The 17969-nt window shown below is 40.3% G+C and carries 9 protein-coding genes and 1 riboswitch; of the genes, 5 read left to right on the top strand and 4 right to left on the bottom strand.

The annotated features are described in order from the left end of the window. Together metH and EA341_RS15400 are read right to left on the bottom strand one after the other, a co-directional pair. Positions 1–2712, bottom strand: coding sequence for a methionine synthase (gene metH, locus EA341_RS15405; protein WP_293016057.1), 2712 nt, complete (start codon positions 2710–2712; stop codon positions 1–3). Next, positions 2705–3748 (bottom strand): homocysteine S-methyltransferase family protein, encoded by a 1044-nt coding sequence (locus tag EA341_RS15400; RefSeq protein WP_293016056.1) that lies wholly within the window; start codon positions 3746–3748, stop codon positions 2705–2707. The genes metH and EA341_RS15400 overlap by 8 nt, the downstream gene beginning before the upstream one ends. Positions 3749–3806: 58 nt before the next feature. Further along, a riboswitch (SAM riboswitch) is annotated at positions 3807–3906 on the bottom strand. A gap of 186 nt (positions 3907–4092) precedes the next feature. On the opposite strand from EA341_RS15400, the gene EA341_RS15395 reads away from it, so the two are divergent. Next, on the top strand, positions 4093–4647 hold the full coding sequence (locus EA341_RS15395) for a RidA family protein (protein WP_293016055.1): 555 nt from the start codon (positions 4093–4095) through the stop codon (positions 4645–4647). A gap of 4 nt (positions 4648–4651) precedes the next feature. On the opposite strand, the gene EA341_RS15390 is transcribed toward EA341_RS15395, so the two are convergent. Both EA341_RS15390 and EA341_RS15385 read right to left on the bottom strand, forming a co-directional pair. After that, on the bottom strand, positions 4652–5959 hold the full coding sequence (locus EA341_RS15390; RefSeq protein ID WP_293016054.1) for a hypothetical protein: 1308 nt from the start codon (positions 5957–5959) through the stop codon (positions 4652–4654). Positions 5960–6022: 63 nt separating this feature from the next. After that, complete coding sequence (locus EA341_RS15385; protein WP_293016053.1) at positions 6023–10351, bottom strand: PAS domain S-box protein; 4329 nt, start codon at positions 10349–10351, stop codon at positions 6023–6025. Between the two features lie 117 nt (positions 10352–10468). On the opposite strand from EA341_RS15385, the gene EA341_RS15380 reads away from it, so the two are divergent. The 4 genes from EA341_RS15380 (at position 10469) to EA341_RS15365 (ending at position 17910) form a co-directional block, all read left to right on the top strand. Next, complete coding sequence (locus EA341_RS15380; RefSeq protein ID WP_293016052.1) at positions 10469–12634, top strand: S9 family peptidase; 2166 nt, start codon at positions 10469–10471, stop codon at positions 12632–12634. Positions 12635–12647: 13 nt separating this feature from the next. After that, a complete protein-coding gene (locus EA341_RS15375) occupies positions 12648–15587 on the top strand; it encodes a prolyl oligopeptidase family serine peptidase (RefSeq protein WP_293016051.1) in 2940 nt (979 codons plus the stop codon). Positions 15588–15914: 327 nt separating this feature from the next. After that, a complete protein-coding gene (gene fmt / locus EA341_RS15370; RefSeq protein ID WP_293016050.1) occupies positions 15915–16847 on the top strand; it encodes a methionyl-tRNA formyltransferase in 933 nt (310 codons plus the stop codon). A 133-nt stretch (positions 16848–16980) separates the two neighbouring features. Continuing rightward, positions 16981–17910 carry a DUF4412 domain-containing protein gene (locus tag EA341_RS15365; RefSeq protein ID WP_293016049.1) on the top strand — a complete coding sequence of 310 codons (930 nt, stop codon included), beginning with the start codon at positions 16981–16983 and terminating at the stop codon, positions 17908–17910. The last annotated feature ends 59 nt before the right edge of the window (positions 17911–17969 follow it).

Genomic DNA, 17969 nt, shown 5'->3' with positions numbered 1-17969 from the left:
TCAATTTTCTTGAGCTGCTAAGGATGGGTTATAAGCTAAATTTGGAGACAGCCACCTTTCAGCTTGAGTCAATGACACTCCTTTCCTTTCGGCATAGTCTACGACCTGGTCTTCTCCTATTTTCCCCAATCCAAAATATTTACTTTCCGGATGTGCAAAATAATACCCGCTTACCGAAGATGTGGGGTACATGGCATAGCTATCCGTAAGGGTGATTCCTGTTTGTTTTTCTACTTGTAGTAAATCAAATAAAGTCCTTTTTTCTGAATGTTCAGGACAGGCCGGGTAGCCCGGTGCTGGTCTTATTCCATGGTAAGCTTCTTTGATCAAATCGTCGTTATCCAACTGCTCTTCCTGGGCATAACCCCACAATTCTTTTCGTACCAATTCGTGAAGATATTCCGCTCCCGCTTCAGCCAGCCTGTCAGCTAGCGCCTTGAGCATGATATCTTGATAATCGTCATGGGTAGCCTGAAACTCCTTCAACTTCTCCTCTATTCCCCATCCGGCAGTCACTGCAAACCCACCCATATAATCCTTTTCATCGGGATGAAGGTAATCCGACAAAGACCTATTAGGTACTCCTTTTCCTTTTTTACCTTGTTGTCTCAGGAAATGAAAACTGAAAGGCGTTTCTTTTTCTTCCAGGTCCAAAATCCTGACATCATCTCCTTCCCTCTGCACAGGAAACAAACCTACCACAGCTTTGGCTTGAAGCCAACCTTCTGCAATAACCTGATCCAACATTGCATTGGCTTCTTTGAAGAGTCGCTGGGCCTCCGCTCCAACCACGGTATCATCGAGGATTTTTGGATACCTGCCGCTGAGCATCCAGGTACTGAAGAACGGCGTCCAATCAATATATTTCCTTAAAACCTTTAAATCCAATTCTTCAATTACAGTCAAACCCAAAACTGCTGGCTTTACAGGATGATAATTTTCCCAGTTGATATACACCGGGTTGGATTTAGCCTCCTGATAACTTACCAGTTGCTTAACCTGCTGTTTGGCCTCATGATCTACCCTCAGTTGCAAATAGGTTTCTTTGATTTTTTTATGATAGCTGTCCCTGGTTTCTTCACTGATTGATTCTCCTGCAATTGGTACTGACTTGGAGGCATCAGTTACATGGATCACTGTTCCGGAATATACCGGGTCTATTTTTACAGCTGTGTGAATTCTTGATGTAGTAGCACCTCCAATCAATAAAGGTATTTTTAAGCCCTGCCTTTCCATTTCTGAAGCTACATAGACCATCTCGTCCAATGATGGAGTGATCAGTCCGCTCAAACCTATAATATCTACCTTATTCTTGATAGCTTCATCAATAATAACCTGTGCATCCACCATTACGCCAAGGTCGATGATTTGGTAACTGTTACAAGCCAAGACCACTCCTACTATATTTTTCCCGATATCATGCACATCTCCTTTGACAGTGGCCAATAAGATTTTTTTGATACTGCTTTGTTCGGCATTATAGTCTGCATCACCTACTTGTGGCATAAATGGCTCAAGATAGGCCACTGCCTTCTTCATCACCCTGGCTGATTTGACCACCTGAGGCAAAAACATTTTCCCTTCCCCAAAGAGGTCACCCACCACATTCATCCCATCCATTAATGGACCCTCAATCACCTTCAAGGGATTTTTGAGGTGAATTCTAGCTTCTTCAGTATCTTCAATGATAAAATCAATAATACCTTTTACAAGTGCATGCTCAATCCTTTTTTCTACAGGATCTTCACGCCACAAAGCGGACACTACCTCCTTTTTCCCAGTTTGTTTGACAGTTTCCGCAAAGTCCAATAAATCCTCCGTAGCATTGTCATGTCTGTCGAAAAAAACATCCTCTACTTTCTGTAAAAGATCTTTCGGAATATCGTCATATACTTCCAACATGCTTGGATTCACTATCCCCATATCCATTCCATGCCGAATGGCATGATATAGGAAAGAAGCGTGCATGGCTTCACGTACTGTGTTGTTACCCCTGAAAGAAAAACTCACATTACTTACTCCTCCACTGACTTTGGCTCCTGGAAGGTTTTGCTTGATCCATTGTGTCGCATGAAAGAAATCAAGAGCATTTTTCCTATGTTCATCCATCCCTGTTGCCACCGGGAAAATGTTGGGGTCAAAAATGATGTCCTGAGGATTGAATTTCACCTCTTGCACCAATATGTCATAACTACGCTTACAGATATCAATTCTTCTCTGATAAGTATCTGCCTGTCCATCTTCATCAAAGGCCATAACCACCACTGCCGCACCGAATTTCTTGATGGTTTTGGCTTGGTGAACAAACTCCTTCTCTCCATTCTTGAGACTGATAGAATTGACTATACCCTTTCCTTGTACACATTTCAATCCAGCAAGGATAATTTCCCAACGGGAACTGTCTATCATAATGGGGATTCTGCTGATTTCAGGTTCTGAGGCAATCAAGTTCAAAAACTTCTGCATGGCAGTTACACCATCCAGCATGCCCTCATCCATACAGACATCCAAAATCTGTGCACCTCCACGGACTTGATCCAAGGCCACTTCCAGGGCTTCATCATATTGTCCGTTCAGAATCAAACGGGCAAATTTCTTGGATCCTGTGATATTGGTCCTTTCACCAACATTTACAAAGTTGATCTCAGGAGTGAAAATCAAAGGTTCCAAGCCCGATAATTTTAAGGTATTATGTTTTTGGATTTTAGTCATCTCCTATTTTTTCTAATTCTACCAAACGAGGCTTATATTTTGCAGCAGCCTTTGCAATGGCTGAGATATGCTCCGGTGTAGTACCACAGCATCCTCCCAAAATATTTACAAAGCCTTCTTTTAAAAACTCCTCTACTTGATCAGCCATTTCTTCTGCTCCCTGATCATATTGACCAAATTCGTTGGGAAGACCTGCATTCGGATAGGCAGAAACCAAAAAAGGCGCATTTTCGGAAAGCACTTTAAGGTATGGACGGAGTTCTTTTGCGCCCAAAGCACAATTGAGACCTATACTGAAAAGCGGGACATGCGATACAGATATCAAAAAAGCTTCCGTCGTCTGACCTGAAAGTGTCCTTCCTGAAGCATCAGTGATAGTACCTGAAATCATTACAGGTACTCCCCCTTCCTCCGGACTTAGTGGAATTCCTTTTTCTTCAAAGACTTCCTGAATTGCAAATAGCGCCGCTTTTGCATTCAATGTATCAAAAATGGTCTCCACCAATAAGGCGTCTGATCCTCCATCAAGCAAACCTCTAACCTGCTCCTGGTAGGCTTCTGACAATTGATCAAATGTAACAGCCCTGTAGCCAGGGTCATTTACATCCGGCGAAATTGAAGCTGTACGGTTAGTCGGTCCGATAGCACCTGCAACAAACCTAGGCTTATCTGGGTCTTTCAAAGTATAGGCTTCAGCTGCCTGCTTAGCGATTCTGGCAGATTCAAAATTGATATCATAAGCCAAATGAGCCAAACCATAATCCGCCTGGGCAATAGAAGTCCCACTAAAGGTATTTGTTTCTATAATGTCAGCACCAGCCTCGAGATAAGCTTCATGAATAGCCTTGATAATTTCCGGTCTGGAAAGAGATAGCAAATCATTGTTCCCTTTCAATGCTTTAGGATGATCTTGGAGTGCAGGAGTGCGGAAATCTTCTTCCGTTAACCTGTACCGCTGAATCATAGTACCCATAGCGCCATCTAGGATCAGGATTTTTTGTTGGGATGATTGTATTAATAGCTCGCTTCTATTCATCTAAGTATATTTTAAAAAGCCTATGCGAGACAACTGGTCGAAAAAGAAAAAACTCTTTCGCTCATCTTTTTCCGGCTTTTCCGGAATGGGAGTTAGCACCTTGGATTCAGGTTGCTAAGACTTCAACGGGCCCTTCCCTCAGTCTTTCTCGATAAGCAAGTTCAAATGTAAAGCCTTTATATGGAATATGTCAAGTTTTTTCAAAATTCTTCTGCTTCTATTCGCTTTTCATTAATTTTTGAGCGTGTATGTTAAAGATTCCCCATTTACAGGATGCCTTATTTGATTTACCGATTTCTGACAGTACTTTATGTCCAAAATCAACAACCACTTACTATTAAGACATGAAAAAAAAATTAATTTATCTCTTCATCTGCGTCATTTTTTACGCTTGCAACTCTGCTAACCGACAAGAAACACTTATAAGCGAAGACACTTGGGATGCCGAAAAAAAAATAGAAGAGCTTGGTATAGTACTCCCAAGCCCGAGTGAACCTGTAGCCAATTATGTAAATGCTGTACAAACAGGGAATATATTATTCCTTGCTGGAAAAGGACCAAGTAAGCCAGATGGTTCTTATGTCACTGGGAAGGTGGGTAGTGATTTATCCATAGCAGAAGGAAAAGAAGCCGCAAGGCTGGTTGGTTTGGCTCAAATAGCAGTCCTCAAACATGAATTAGGAGATTTGAATAGGGTGAAAAGGATTGTAAAAGTTCTTGGAATGGTCAACTGCGGCTCGGATTTCAAAGATCAACCCGAGGTCATCAATGGCTTCTCGGATCTGATGGTTGAGATTTTTGGAGAAAAAGGCAAGCATGCAAGGTCAGCAGTAGGAATGAATGCCTTACCAATGGATATTGCAGTTGAAATAGAACTGATAGTTGAAATTGAAGATTAGGAAATTATGGCCTGATGCCCAATGTAAATTGTAGATAGGGATTTGCCATGTATTTGAACATGGGAAGACCAAAGAAATTATAGGGAGTCAATGGAAGTTCATAGCCGGCATGAACGCCAAAAACAACATCGTAGAAATTACCCCTGTTAGTCGGTAAGGCGTATGTAATCATCAACTCTGGTTTGCCCATCAATCCCGCTGATCTCACATAACCATCAAAATCGGGTTCTTCAAATAACCTGGGGAAATCAGGTTTCTTTGTTGAATATAGCGAATAGCGTAGGTTTCCATAACCCAATCCACCTAAAACACCTATTTCAAGATTCCTGAAGTCAAATAAAACACGGCCTGCATTGCCATAGACCCTTACGCTGTTGAGGGTATGGTTCATGGTTTCATTTGCTTGACCGGACAGTCCAAGATTATAAATGTCTACTCCATAAAGTAAACTTCGGTTAAATCCGAGTATTTTTAGTCCGAAATTATTGGGTCTACCATTAAAAGGCTCTAACCCATTTTCCTCCAAATTACTATTTAAGGCATCAGGAGTGGTGAAATTCAATCCGTAAATCAGGTGGGCTCCGATTGAGGCATCTCTATAAAAGAAATTATGGTCAGGAAGTGTGATACCAGCCCCTAACCTAAAAAAAGCTCCTGCCTGGGCTGCCCCGAAATTTATACCGTTCAAATTCCAGGAGTCCTCAAATGGGCTAAATGCATAACCGAACCTTGCTAGAATTTCTAAGGATTCATCTCTTCCGGGGATTGGGAAATCATAGCTGGTGTGGAACCCAATTTCTGTGAGGAACCCTGTCATGTTTAATGAACTCTTCTGAATGTTACCGTCGCGAAGAATAAAGCCTTGCTGAGGCTCTTGCAAAAACCTATCGATGGAGTTGGCATTGGATTCCCGAAGCATTTGGAAGTTCAATGCTCCAGCCCCAATTGCCATATAGTGGATCAACTGAAAAGGTCCTTCCTCAGTAAAGGAAAAACCAACATTCAGTAGAAACCTCGTCGACCTATAATCAATTTCGTATCCGTTGAAAAGAGATTTTGGCCCAGCATTTTGCAAAACTTCCAAACCAAGAATGAAATCGTTGAATCGGGTTTGATAGCCGAACCCAAAATTGGAATAACTCTTTCTCATTGAAGTCAGCCCTTTGTCTTCCAACATCAGGTTAAATTCCCTCAGGTTTGCTCCAGTCCGTCCGAAATTTACATACATAGAAGATCTCGTAGCCCTCTCAAGCTGTGCCTGTGATGCTTGCGTAATTAAAAGAAAAAACAGAATCAGTATCGGAATTCTCATAAGTCTCATTGCGGACTCAAAAATAAGGCTAAACCTATCAATGCATCTATGAATTGAGAAAAATTATAGCCTAAGGTGTTTGATGATTTTAGAATGCAGGTTATCTGGGTTGAACGGCTTTGGTATAAAATCATCCATTCCAACTTCCTCAAGCTGCTCTTTGACATCAATCAGTGATGAAGCTGTCAATGCAATTATCGGAGTCTCTCTTTTCCTTTGACATTTTACATTTCTTATATGTTCGGCCACTTCAAATCCATCCACGTGGGGCATCTGCAAATCCAATAAGACTAAATGGAAATCTCCCTGATCGAAAGCTTCTATCGCTTCCAATCCATCCTCTGCAATCACTACATTGCCTACCCCCCATCTTTGAAGAAATTTTTTAATCATGATTTGATTTACCAAGTTATCCTCTGCAACAAGAATACTTGCTTTTTCCAGGTTTCTCCCAAGTTCACCATTACTGCTTAAAACGACATCTTGACTTGGATCTGATTTTTCAAACTGTACATCAAAGGTAAAGATACTCCCTCCTCCTTCTCTCTTCAATGCTTTAATTTCTGACTCAAACAAAAGAACCAGTCTTTTTACAATAGCCAAGCCAAGACCAGTACCCCCAAACTTCCTGGTGGTCTCTGCACTGGCCTGTGTAAATGCCTCAAAAATTGTTTCCAATTTGTTCTCTGCAATACCGATCCCTGTATCTTCAAATTCAAAGCGGATTTTCACCTTCTTTACAGAGTCCTTCAATAAACTTAGTTTTATCCTAACAAAGCCTGATTCGGTAAACTTAACCGCATTAGAAACCAAATTATTGACTACTTGACCCAAGCGAACTGGATCCCCTAGGATTTTACCAGGTATCCTCTTGTCAAAATCAAATTGTATATCCAACGATTTTTCCCTGGCCTGATAAGAATAGGAATGTATAATCCTATTGATCACATTTTTCAGGTCAAACTCAACTTTCTCCAACTCCACCTTCCCGGAATCAATTTTGGTATAATCAAGAATATCATTGATCAACCCAAGGAGATTCTCAGCAGAGAACTGAAGGGTTTTGAGATTTTCCAATTGGTCAGGTCGGGGATTGTCTTCTAAGAGAAGATGAGACATCCCGATAACAGCATTCATCGGTGTACGGATCTCATGACTCATGATTGACAGGAACTGCGATTTCACCATGGAAGCTTGTTCCGCCTTTTCTTTAGCAAGGTAGAGTTCCTTTTGTGCTCTTCTCAGTTTGGTTATGTCCCTTGCTATCCCATTGTAATAAACCTCACCTTCCTCTGTTTCAACAAGTTTACCATTGGTACTGAACACCCTATTTTCCCCATCTTTTCTTAGGAGTTTGAACTCTAGGTATTGGTTTTCCTTAAGAAACTGTTTTTTATTTTTATCAAATTCAACAAGAATGGAGGCGTCTTCTACCGCTAAGAAGTCTTTGAGGCTTTTGTTAAGGACTTCGTCTACTTCATAACCTAGAAACTGCTTGACATTTGGTGATACGTAAGTAAATTCTAAGTCAAGATTGATAGAAAAAATGATTTCTGTGGACTCCTCGACGAGTTTTCTATATTTTTCTTCGTTCTTTTTAAGATTGACTTTTGCTTCATATTCCTCATTGATATCTCTCAAAATACCCAAAGCATATTCTACTTCACCACCATAAAAAATAGGCCTGACGGTCATTTCATAGACCCTTCGGCGGTAGACCATATTTTTTTGGACGATCTCCTTTTTCAATAGGGCCTGTGTCACTGCTGGCTGGATTTCTTTGAGATTTTTGACATGGACCTGTGATAATGTTTTTCCTTCAAAATCTTCGGGAGTCATTCCCCAAGCTGAAAGCGTAGTACCTTCTGCCACAATGTACTTAAGGTCTCGGTCAATTAGAAAAACAGAAGTCAATGGAATATTTGAAGCCAGCACACGGTACCTGGACTGACTCCTAATTATTTCTTCACGGGTTTTTTTCCGCTCTGTAATGTCCTGAATCAAACCTTCGTGCAACAAAATATTGCCCATATCATCGAGAATTTCACTGGATTTATCTTCCACCCACCGATATGACCCATCCTTTCTACGTAGTCTATATTCGCCTGAATAAGCGGGAATGCCATTTTTACTCTTATTACTGAAATGCTCTGATAAGAGTAGTTCCACATCATCAGGATGGATAAGATCCATAATACTGGTTCTGTTGGACATCAAATCTTCAGCCTCATAGCCAAACTGCCTGATGTTGTCCGAAACGTAGGAAAATTTGAAATTGTCATTAGGATCAACAGTAAACAATACTGCTGGACTATTTTCCACAACCATTTTAGCTCTTTTCGCAAGCGCCTCCTGTTTGTGAAGTAAAGAAAGGTTTCTGATGACAAAGGAGTAGCCAATCTTTACCTGTTCATCATTCATAAAAGCTTGAACAGATACCTCGTAGGGCTCTACCTTACCATCCCTTGATTTTAGGTTCAGTTCTTTTTTGTAAACTTTGGTGAGCTTAAGCTTTTGCAGGGTCTTTTTGACATTGATATTTTCTGAGCTCAAAAACTCATACAGATCGAATATTTTTCCTGAAAATGATTCTGTGGATTTGATCTTACACTCATTTTTGGCTGCTCGGTTCATGTAAAGAATATCCCAATTATTGTCAGTTACAAAAATTGGATCATCTACCTGCGCCAGTATCTGAGATTGTAGTTTGAGGTAATTCTCTGCATCACGCTTATGGGTAATATCTGAACAATACCCATATATCTCAATCTCGCCTGACTCATCTATATCCCTTACCTGAATACTGTAATTGATGTATTTTTCTTTTCCCTCATGATTGATCAGGCTGAACTCTCCAGAGGTAGTTGCTTTGGTACTTTTAGCAATCTTGGTATTTTCCAAAACCTGCCTCTTGTGGACTGATGACAATCTCTTGAGAAGATCCTTTGCCTTTGAAGCAGAACTTCCTTCTTCCAATTCAAATATCTGAGAAAAGCCTTTGGAAAAATAAATGAGATTTTTGGAATTGCTTAATCTCCAAGAACCTGCTTTTGCAAGAATTTCTGTGCTTTCCAACAACCTTTCATTTCTATCAAGGCTTTTGCGGATTGCTCTATTGATAAAGCTCCCAGCATAAATATCCCCCAATTGCCTTAGGACATACTCATCTTTTTCGTGCCAATCCCTTTTCTGCTTGACAGCATCCAACCCAAAAAATCCTATTAGTCTATTTTCAGAAAATATCGGGATCAAAATCACTGATTTAATCCCTTGTTGTTTATATACTTCTCTTTCGTGCGCAAAGTCGTCTTCCATCAACTCCACATCCGGAATAATCAGAATTTCTCCTTTTCGGAGCTCCTGCATGGTCATGGCATCCTCATCGATTGGAATGGTTTTTACATAGGAAATTTGCGCATCAATACCTTCATTGGTCCATTCATATGCATATTCCAGAATTTGCAAATCATCATGCACCAAAAAAATATAGGCCCTATCTGCCTTTTCAAAATCACCCAGCATTTTCAAGGAAAGGTTGAAAACAGCATCAAGTCTTTGTATATCAGCATTGACAAAACGTGCTGAAATCTGATTGATCAGTATCTCAAGCTCATACCTTTTTTGTAAAGATTTTTTGGCAAGGTAATAATCCGTCACCTCTCTTGCACTGATCAGGTAACCTCCTATACTCGGTTCATTGATTAAATTTTTACCATAACTTTCCAAGAAAATTTTTTCTCCGTCATTTTTGGTAAGCCAAAAATCTATCTGAACCTCATCTTCTGATGACCGCAAAGATTCAAAACTTCCCTTGACAAGTTCAATAACTCCTTCGGCTATAAATTCATTTAAAGACTTGCCTATTATCCTTTCTGGTTTTGTTCCCAGTTTATCAATTGCAGCAGCACTGATAAACTTAAATACACCTTCCTCATCTATGATAACCAGTATGTCATGATTATTTCTGAGGATTGTTTTGACAAAACCCAACTCCTGCTGAGACTCAAGGATGAGCGATTGTTGGGTGCCCGAGTCCATGAAGGCACTTAATGGTATATGATGCTTACCTTTAGCCAAACAATAGCGCACATCTGTGTTGGAGGAAAGGTTGACAAATGACCAATGGAACTTATGCAGAATGCCTTTTTTATCCTTTAGCGTTCTAAGAAAATCCGCCTTGGGACTATCTCCATTGAGAAAAAAACGGTAAAGTTCATTTTGGCTCGCTCCGCTGTTCACAAATTCCTGCCATTTATTTAATCCAAAAAAGAAATTATCCAGCCAGTATTTGTTTACAAAAACAATTTGATCCTCACTAAATACCATCATTGGATCCTGTACTTCATCGAAAAAACTGAAAACAGAAATGTCTAACTTCTCAAAATACGCCATGCAATCCTGTAAAACTAGGTGGAGGTTTAATTATTTATGGTTTTATTTAGGGGCATTGTTGGAATAGCAATCTAAAAATATTCGTTGGATTTTCCATAACTCAAATAATAAATAAAAATGATAAGAAAAAAGATATCCCTGTGCTTATTGGTGATGTTTTTAAGCCATTTCGTATTGGCACAAAACCCAGAGAGGGTAAACATCACAGACTTGACAAAGATTGTCAGCACCAATTCTCATGAAATAACCCCTGATGGCAAGCAGGTCATCTATCTCAAGAGTTTTATTGATGAAAAAGATAAGGAAGAATACTCCTACAAAAGTCAGCTGTGGATCAGCGACCTGAGCTCTCCCTATGAAAGCAGGCCATTGACTTCATCAGAATACAATGTTTCTTCAGTCACCCTTTCACCTGATGGCAGCAAAGTGGCTTTTGTTAGACCCAAGGATGGGAAGGCACAAATCTGGATTTTACCCCTAAGAGGTGGGGAAAGTCAAGTAGTAACTTCTGAAAAGAACGGAGCTTCCGGACCTGTTTGGTCACCTGATGGAAAAAAGATCCTATTCTCTTCCACACATCCCATATGGCAAATTGAGGGTGAGCCAACCTGGGAAGTTCAGAGACCTGGAAGGGAACATAATGATGAACCTAATTACAAAGCTATCAATGCCGGACAGGCCAAAGAAGAAGTAACTCCCAACCCGGATGGCTCCCTGGAAGAGCTTCGCGCCTATCTTGCTAAAAACAATGCTAAAGGAGATCCTAAAGTCATAGACAGGTTGAATTTCCTCGGAGAAAGAGATCTCAATCCTGAGCTTAGCTTTTCCCACTTAAATATCCTTGACCTGGATTCTAAGAAAACAGAAAAGATTACAGATGGGTTTCAAAGTTTCTTTGGAGGAACTTGGTCACCAGATGGTTCTTACATATTGGCTTCCAGTATTTTAAACGATGAGCATCCTGATTTGACAAGAACCACTGAAATTTGGAAAATCTCATTGAAAGACAAAGACGCTAAAGTTTTTTTCAGTCTGGAAGAACATAGTGTAGGTGCACCAAATTTCTCTCCTGACGGTAAATGGATAATTTTCAGAGGAATGAATGTGGAAGAGCCTTCCTATAACATGTCGATGCTGGGAGCCATCAAGCCAGATGGCAGTGGGTTCAAGTGGTTGACAGAATCCCTAGACAGGAGTATAGGGTCAGGGAAATGGGCGCCTAATTCGCAGGATTTTTATTTCTCCGGAGCCAATCAAGGAGGATTTTCTCTCTGGAAAGTAAATGTAGGAAATGCCAAAATTGACCCCATCATCACGGGTCCTCAAGGAGTGACAAGTTTCGACATCAAGGGTCAGAATCTGGTCTACGCACTTACCAAAATCGAAAACCCTTCTGAAGTTTATTTGGCGGACCTTTCCAATAAAGGCGCTAAACAAATCACCAAAAACAATGAATCTTGGCTTGCCGGTAAAAAGATCTCCAAACCTACTGCCCATCAGCTAAAAACAGATGATGGCTTTACGGTAGACTATTGGGTTATGGAACCTATCGATAGAAAAGAGGGAACCAAGTACCCTACAGTGGTAAATATGCATGGTGGACCATCAGCCATGTGGGGACCTGGGGAAGCTTCTATGTGGCATGAATTCCAGGTAATGGCTTCCAAAGGTTATGGAGTAGTCTACTCAAATCCAAGAGGTAGTGGTGGCTACGGCAAAGTTTTTCAAAAAGGCAATTTTCAGAATTGGGGCGATGGACCTGCTGCTGATGTATTGGGATCACTTGATGCTGCCATGGAAAAATTCGATTGGATTGATGGTGAAAACCTTGTCCTCACAGGCGGATCTTATGCTGGTTACCTTACCGCTTGGATAGTGGGTCATGACCATAGGTTCAATGCCGCATTTTCCCAGAGGGGTGTATACGAACTCACCTTCTTTATGGGTGAAGGCAATGCCTGGAGATTGGTTCCAAACCACTTTGGTTACCCTTGGGAAAATGGAGTAAAAGAAATCTTGGACTACAATAGTCCGCAGACCTACGTTCAAAACATAGAAACTCCTCTTTTGATCAAACATGGTGATCAGGATCTTAGAACGGGAGTCAGACAATCAGAATTACTTTACAAAAGCCTAAAAATATTAGGCAAACCAGTGGAGTACGTAAGGTATCCAAAAGAAGGTCATGAAATGTCCAGGTCTGGTGCCGTTCATAGAAGAATTGACAGAATGGGGAGGATTATTGAATTCTTCGAAAGATATGTAGAACATTCAAATAACTGATAAAATGTTAAAAATGACTGCCCTGAAGGGTGTTTTAAGTTTGATTATCATTTCCTTTTGCTTTGCTTTTGAAGGAAATACCCAAGACCTTAAACCCATATCTTGGAAGGATATCCCATCCTGGAAGTCCATTTCACAAGGTTCTGTACAGTTTTCTAAAGACGGAAAATGGATGGCTTATGGGATGGTGCCCGTGGAAGGCGACGGAGAAGTCGTACTTCAGAAGGTCGATGAGCCTGAAAGTAAAAAAACATTCCCCATAGGTTCTTCAAGCAATCCCAGCATTGCTTTTTCCGAAAATGGAAGATGGGTGGCTTTTAAAGAGTATCCTAAAGAAAAGGAGAAGAAGGCTGCTTCAAAAAACGGTGGTAAAAACCTTAAGGAAAAACTGATTCTGATCGACCTTCAGAATGACTTCAAAAAAACAGAGTACGACAATATTGCCTCTTATGCCTTCAATGGCAAATCTTCCAGTCACTTAGCAATTAACCTGAGCAAGGAAGGTTCAAATGGAGATGCCAAAGGATCAGACCTTTTGATTGTCAACCTGTCCAACCTGAGGTCCCACAATATTGGCAATGTATTGGAATTTGCGTTTAATAAAAGCGGTGAGTACTTAGCATATACAATAGATGCTGCCAATAAAAATGGCAATGGCCTGCACCTTTATCAGGTAGGATCAGGAAATATCAATATCCTGGAAACCGACAAAGCGACCTACAAATCCATCAATTGGACCGAAAAAGGTGATGCATTTGCCCTCCTCAAAATGGTAGACGATAAAGCTTTCAAGCAAGACCATGGAAAAGTAATAGGTGTAAAAAATCCAGCAAAGCCTGAGTTGACCTTATACGACCCAAAAACCGACAGTGTTGGATTCCCAAAAGATTTCACCATAAGTCCTAACAGAAAGCCTATGTGGTCTGAAGACCTGGGAAGGTTATTTTATGGTATACATCCCCTGGTGGCTGAAAAGAAAGAGGATAAAAAAGGAGAAAAAGAGGAAGAAAAACCTGAATCGAATGAAGCTGATAAACTCGGTAAAATCATGGCCGATACAACGATCAAGTCCATTTCAGATTTACAGACTGCCATTGCTAAATTGGATACAGGAAAAAACAAAAGCAGCAATGCCAAAGCAGACCTTCCTAAGCCTGACATGACCATTTGGCATTGGAAAGACAGTAGGCTGCAGTCTAGGCAGCAGGTTCTGGAAAACCAAGATAAAAACTACAGCTTTTGGGCCATGTACCATGTATCAGATGCCAAACATATAGCTTTACAGGACAGCAGCATGAAAGATCTGCTAATTCTCCCCAAGCAGAAATTTGCTTTAGGTTCTGATCTGAAACAATATGAACTGGATATGAATTTGGATGGACAGAGCTATTATGATTATTATATTGTGGATTTGTTTTCAGGAGAGAGGAAGGAACTGTTTACGAAATTCTACCAGCCTAACTACAACTCTCGCCCAAGGGCATCTGAGGATGGGACCAAACTCTTATATGCAGAAGACGGTCACTTCTACATCTATGACATATCAAAGGGAGAAAAATCCAATCTTACAGAGAATGTATCCACCACTTTTGTGAATGTGGAGGACGATAGAAATATCGAAAAGCCCATGAATGGTCCATTAGGTTGGAGTGCTGACAGCAAGTATGTCCTATTGAGAGATAGCTGGGATATCTGGCAAGTGCCAGTAGGAGGTACTGGAAATGCCGTCAATCTTACCCAAAATGGTAAAACAGACAAAATCCGATACCAAGACAGATTCGCTTTGGATCCTGAAGAAAAAGGTATAGACCTAAGCAAAGGCATGTATGTTAGGATATACGGAGAGAATACCAAAATGAGCGGTATCGGCAAAATCAATCCTGCTAAAAACGGACTGAAACCTGGGGTCGATAAACTTATTTGGGAAGAAGCCAATATCAACAGACTTTCTAAAGCTGAAAATGCTGATGTGTTTTTCTTTACCAAAGAAAAATTCAGCACACCAACAGATTATTATACCACTGGACCAAAATTAGAAAACCCCACAAAACTAACCTCCAATGCACCTGATGCCGGAAAATACAGCTGGTCGAAAGGTGTGAAATTGGTGGATTATGTTTCTGATAAAGGGGATAGTCTTCAGGCAGCCTTGTTTTTACCCGCAGGTTATGAAGAAGGGAATGAATACCCTACGATCATTTACTATTATGAGAAACTTTCCCAAACCCTTCATAATTATTCCAACCCAGAGTTTTCAAGAACGGGTTGGAACCCCGGAGTCTACACCAGTAATGGCTACGCCGTATTGATTCCAGATATCGTATACACCCTGGATGACCCGGGCATGTCTGCTGTATGGTGTGTGTTGCCTGCAGTGAAGGAAGCCGTAAAAACAGGTATAATCGATCGGGAAAACATGGGACTTCACGGTCATTCTTGGGGAGGTTACCAAACCTCTTTCCTTATTACCCAAACAGATATGTTTAAGGCAGCAGCCGCAGGTGCACCACTTACCAATATGATATCTATGTATGATTTGATCTATTGGAACACTGGTGCGGGTAATATGTCCATATTTGAATCCTCTCAGGGAAGATTCAGAGGCGGCCCTTGGGAAAACTGGGATTCTTATCTCAGAAATTCACCTGTCTATCATGTCAAAAATGTAAAGACTCCATTGCTGATGCTGCACAATGACAAAGATGGGGCAGTTGATTTCACTCAGGGAATCGAATATTACAATGCGCTAAGAAGGCTAAAAAAACCTGTGATCATGGTTCAATACAAAGGAGAAAACCACGGACTTTCTAAACTTGAAAACAGAAAAGATTACAGTGTGAGGATGATGGAATTCTTTGATCATCACCTTAAAGGTAAAGAAGCTCCTAAATGGGTTTCTGATGGAGTGGACAGGCTACAATTAGACACCCATTTAGAAAAAAGGGTGTTTTAACTGATCATGCCATCAATAAATAATATAACATATCGATGTATAAATTATAATAAAAAATTATTTAAAAAATAAAAATACCCAATATTGGGTATTTATTTCACGGATTAAATATTGTATACTTGAAACATCTTTTTGAGTTATACTCCTAAAGTGTTTAAGTTTTAAAAATGGGTCATCCCCAAAAACAAAAGCCTCTGTATGTTACAGAGGCTTTTTTATGGTACCTTTTTTACTTTTTCGAAGTTACATTACAAGAAGTTCTCACAAAACCAGATATTGAAGTGGAATTAATCCTTTGAAATCATTCATATTTTAGACATTTGCATAATGAATAAAAAAGACTTAAGAATCATTTATATGGGTACACCGGAGTTTGCGGTGCCTGCATTGGAAGTATTGGTAAATAATGGATGGAACGTGGTCGCTGTCATCACTGCACCCGACAGACCAAAGGGAAGGGGGCAAAAATTAATTCCCTCTCCTGTCAAGGAATCTGCTTTAAAGCATCATATTCCCGTACTTCAGCCTACCAATCTCAAATCCCCTGATTTTCAAGAAGAACTGAAATCCTATCAAGCCGACATTCAGGTGGTGGTTGCTTTTCGCATGTTACCCGAAGCAGTATGGAACATGCCTCCAAAGGGCACCTTCAACTTACATGCTTCCCTCCTTCCCAATTACAGAGGTGCTGCTCCCATCAATTGGGCCATCATCAATGGAGAAAAAGAAACGGGTGTCACTACTTTTTTCCTGAAGCATGAAATAGATACCGGAAGTATCATTTTTCAGGAAAAGGAACCTATTCATCCAGAGGACAATGTGGGGACACTCTATGAAAGGCTTATGCATAAGGGTTCAATGCTCGTGCTGAAAACCATTGAGGCAGTTTCGGAAGGTAGGGTTAACCCAGTGGTTCAGGATGAAGGGAAGTTCAAACACCATGCACCAAAAATCTTCAAAGAAACCTGTGAGATAGATTGGAGCAGATCTGCGGAAGAAATCCACAACCTGGTAAGGGGACTTTCACCCTACCCGGCTGCTTGGACTACCTTGGAAGGAAAAAACTGTAAAATTTTTAAAACCAAAACAATAGAAAGCAAAACCTCTGATTTGTCTATTGGTGAATTTCAGACTGATGAAAAAACCCACCTGACCTTTCAAACCGGTTCAGGTATGATTTCAATTCTCCAATTACAGCTTGAAGGCAAAAAGCGGATGGATATAGCCGATTTCCTAAGAGGTTATCAGTTTAAAAATTAAAGGTCTTTCCCAAAAGCCAAAAATTCTAATTGAAAATCCTTTTATAATCAGTTGGGATAAAGCTTAATGTACTGGTATTGGCCTATCCATCTTATTTTTATTAACTTGTTAAACAAATCTAAATTAGCACCTTATGAAAAATTTATGTAAACTTTTGCTGGTAATTTTTGTCGTGAATCCATTTTTCGCTGAAGCTCAGATCATGAACAGGCTTAGGAATGCAGCAGAGAGAGGTGTGAGTCGCGCGGTAGAAAAAACAGTAGAGAATGAGGCCGAAAAACTTGCACAGAGACAACTTCAAAAAGCTTTTGAAGGACTTTATGGAGATGAAGGCATGCCGGGAATGGATTGGGATAAAATCCTAAGCGGTATTAGTTCTGATGTAGAAGTAGCTGATCAATACTCCTTCACCGGGTACAATTTATTGGAAATTACCGGTAAAGACGGTAAAGGAAAAGATAATGACCCCATGAAAATAAAGTCTTTTCTCACAGAAGATGTACAGGTAATGGGTATGGAAGTAGACATGGATCAGGGCAGTAAGAAAAAGGACGATGGAACTGCTATCATGATCTATGACTTTGCAAGGAATGCTTCAATCATCCTGATGGAAAGTGATGGCGAAAAACAAAGGATGGCCTATGGCATAGACTTGGTAAAAATTTCTGAAGGAATTGAGACCGATGATATTGAAGAAACGGATGATTTTTCTTTCCAAAAAACAGGTAATACCAAAACCATCAATGGTTATAGCTGCGAGGAGTACGTTTCAGATACTGAGGAAGGCACAGGTCGGTACTGGATTACTAAAGACCCTATACAGGGTAACAATACCTTTTGGGGAAGTGAAAACCCTTTCCTCAATTCCAAAATGAAACAAAGCAATCCTTCTTATTTCAATGACATGCCCAAAGGAAACCTGATGGAGATGAATTATGAAAGTAAGCTGGACAAAAGCATCATGAATATGAAAGTCATTGAGATCAATGACAGCAAAAAGCAAGTATTCAACATGGATGATTATCCAAGTGTGTTTGCAGGAATGCAAGCAGACAAGAAATAACCATCTTTCTTACCCCATCTTAAAATCCCGAAGGAATTCATGCACTTCGGGATTTTTTT

Source organism: Mongoliibacter sp. (assembly GCF_007692705.1).
In the GTDB taxonomy this organism is placed as follows: domain Bacteria; phylum Bacteroidota; class Bacteroidia; order Cytophagales; family Cyclobacteriaceae; genus Mongoliibacter.
This window is presented reverse-complemented; position numbering and strand designations above follow the sequence as displayed.

Bases quoted from the DNA above. Each gene is read 5' to 3' on its own strand.
- metH (WP_293016057.1), bottom strand. From the start codon at position 2,712: ATGACTAAAATCCAAAAACATAATACCTTAAAATTATCGGGCTTGGAA.
- EA341_RS15400 (WP_293016056.1), bottom strand. From the start codon at position 3,748: ATGAATAGAAGCGAGCTATTAATACAATCATCCCAACAAAAAATCCTG.
- EA341_RS15395 (WP_293016055.1), top strand. From the start codon at position 4,093: ATGAAAAAAAAATTAATTTATCTCTTCATCTGCGTCATTTTTTACGCT.
- EA341_RS15390 (WP_293016054.1), bottom strand. From the start codon at position 5,959: ATGAGAATTCCGATACTGATTCTGTTTTTTCTTTTAATTACGCAAGCA.
- EA341_RS15385 (WP_293016053.1), bottom strand. From the start codon at position 10,351: ATGGCGTATTTTGAGAAGTTAGACATTTCTGTTTTCAGTTTTTTCGAT.
- EA341_RS15380 (WP_293016052.1), top strand. From the start codon at position 10,469: ATGATAAGAAAAAAGATATCCCTGTGCTTATTGGTGATGTTTTTAAGC.
- EA341_RS15375 (WP_293016051.1), top strand. From the start codon at position 12,648: ATGACTGCCCTGAAGGGTGTTTTAAGTTTGATTATCATTTCCTTTTGC.
- fmt (WP_293016050.1), top strand. From the start codon at position 15,915: ATGAATAAAAAAGACTTAAGAATCATTTATATGGGTACACCGGAGTTT.
- EA341_RS15365 (WP_293016049.1), top strand. From the start codon at position 16,981: ATGAAAAATTTATGTAAACTTTTGCTGGTAATTTTTGTCGTGAATCCA.